The sequence below is a fragment of the Mesorhizobium sp. M7A.F.Ca.US.002.01.1.1 genome, assembly GCF_004022955.1.
Taxonomy (GTDB): Bacteria; Pseudomonadota; Alphaproteobacteria; order Rhizobiales; family Rhizobiaceae; genus Mesorhizobium; species Mesorhizobium ciceri.
The window spans coordinates 1-543 of record NZ_RZQE01001029.1; the positions used below are offsets into that span (position 1 = coordinate 1).

Sequence of the window (543 nt, forward strand, 5' to 3'; positions counted from 1 at the left end):
CGTCACCCGTTCCGCGATCAGTCCCAGCAGGCGCTGCTCGCCATCATGCGCGTGATAGCGCGTCACAACGATCCGGGTGCTCAATAGGCGCTCCGACGGCCGGCCAAGCGCAAGAAGAGTAACATCGATCAGCGGGATGGGTATTCCGTTGTAGCTGACCAGACCCACCACACCGGTTGGCGCACCCGGCAGGACCTTCACATCGAGACGAGGCAGCACCTCTTCAATTTGGTGGACATCGATCAAGTAGCGATCCGGACCCATGCTGAAGGCGAGAAATAGCATTGTCACCCCCTACTGCCGGCTCGCTACGCTCTCAGCTTGAACCTCGAAATGCTACTTCGCATGCCGCCTGAGACTTGATTGAGCTCGTCGATCGCGAGCGTCGATTGCTGAAGGGATTCGACTGTTTGCTGAGCTGCCTCACTCAGCTGCGTTAGCGTGTCGCTGATCTGCCCCGCGCCGGTCGCCTGCGCTTGCATGCCTTCATTGGCGACTTCGAAACGTGGCACCAGCCCCTGAACCTGCTGAATGATCTCGAAG

General features: G+C 59.3%; 1 protein-coding gene and 1 pseudogene. Both read right to left on the minus strand.

The genetic code is table 11. The features are described from left to right. A partial coding sequence (locus EN932_RS37530) for a chemotaxis protein CheW (protein WP_206619052.1) occupies nucleotides 1-285 on the minus strand: 285 nt, incomplete at its 3' end. Between the two features lie 23 nt (nucleotides 286-308). Continuing rightward, nucleotides 309-543 (minus strand): annotated as a pseudogene (locus EN932_RS37535) (methyl-accepting chemotaxis protein); the annotation flags it as partial.